Raw genomic sequence first — 1,609 nt, 5'->3', positions numbered from 1 at the left:
GTTGCTACAAGTCCTACTTGTGGTTCCGCTACCTCAGATATTGTGGAAATTGAAGTGACACCTGAAACAACCATTGTCACTCAACCTTCAACGACATCTCAAATCGATTGTATCGGAACCACTTTTACTCCACTTTCAGTGACTGCTACTGGCACAAGCACATTAACATATCAATGGTTTAGCAATAGTTCTGCAACCAATATAGGCGGCACTGCTATTTCTGGTGCTAATTCTAGTACTTTTACTCCCCCATCAATCACTTCTGGTACCTTATACTACTATGTAGAGATTTCAGGTGGATGTGGATTAGCAGTTTCAAATGCTTCAGGCGCTATTACAGTTAATCCTAGTACTACTATAGATAGCGAAAATCTTAATTCTCAAGCAATTTGTGATGGAGGTTCCTTCAATCCAATCTCTGTCACTGCTTCTGGCACAGGAACTCTTCATTATCAATGGTATACCAACACTTCAGCCAGCACATCTGGAGCAAGTCCTGTAGGCACAGATTCACCTAGTTATACACCATCAGCAGCTGTCACAGGTACTAATTACTATTATGTAATAGTCTCAAGTGATTGTGGAAGTAGTATCGCTTCCAATTTCTCAGGAGCTCAAACAGTTCAAGAAATTACAGCAATTTCTATCCAACCTGACAATTCTGACGATGTAGAATGTTATGGAGACGGGTTTAATGAAATCTCTGTATCAGCTACAGGTTCTGGGCTAACTTATCAATGGTATAGTAATAGCTCACCTATAACTACAGGAGGAACAATGGTTTCTGGTGCAACTTTACCCAATTTCACTCCTCCATCTGTTACCTTAGGGAGCACCTACTATTACGTGGTGGTCACAGGAAATTGTGGGACAGAAACCTCTACAATTTCTGGGGAGTATTTAGTAACTCCACCCATTACAACAATCACTGCTGATCCTGACCCAACACCCTACTCAGCGTGTTTAGGAGTTTCATTCTCTCCTCTGAGCGTAAACGCAATTGGCGAAGGGGCAGTTACATATCAGTGGTATAGTAACACCTCTGCAACAAATACCGGAGGAACGGCCATTGCTCTAGCAACGAATTCTACTTTCACCCCTCCATCTGACACAGAGGGAATTATATATTATTATGCCACAGCAAACAGTGATTGTGGAACAGTTCCTACAGCAATATCAGGTTCTTATACAGTTACACCATTAACCAGTATTGACTCTGAAAATTTATCTCCACAAACTATATGTGAAGGAGAAACTTTTGATCCTATTTCAGTAGTAGCAGACGGCACAAATCCTATTGAATTTCAGTGGTATAGTAATTCCACTAATAGCAATTCAGGAGGGACATTAATATCTGGTGCTAACTCAGAATTCTTTACCCCTCCTACAACTAGCCCAGGAACTTCAACCTATTACTATGTTATTGTTTCTAGTTTTTGTGGTATAGATATAACATCAAATGTATCCGGAGCAATGTTAGTCAATGCAAATACTTCAATTGACACCAATCTCAATACCACGGCACCTCCAATAGTTTGTGAAGGAGGAAGTTTCCCAGCTCTGTCTGTAACTGCATCTGGAACTGGCACATTGTCCTATCAATGGTATA

Annotated in this window: 1 protein-coding gene; it reads left to right on the top strand. The window is 40.6% G+C overall.

Annotated features, from left to right (window positions below; all coding sequences use genetic code 11):
• The coding region (locus LV85_RS22130) for an Ig-like domain-containing protein (protein ID WP_158531229.1) at positions 1-1,609 on the top strand (1,609 nt) is incomplete at both ends.

This window comes from Algoriphagus chordae (assembly GCF_003254055.1).
GTDB lineage: Bacteria > Bacteroidota > Bacteroidia > Cytophagales > Cyclobacteriaceae > Algoriphagus > Algoriphagus chordae.
This window is presented reverse-complemented; position numbering and strand designations above follow the sequence as displayed.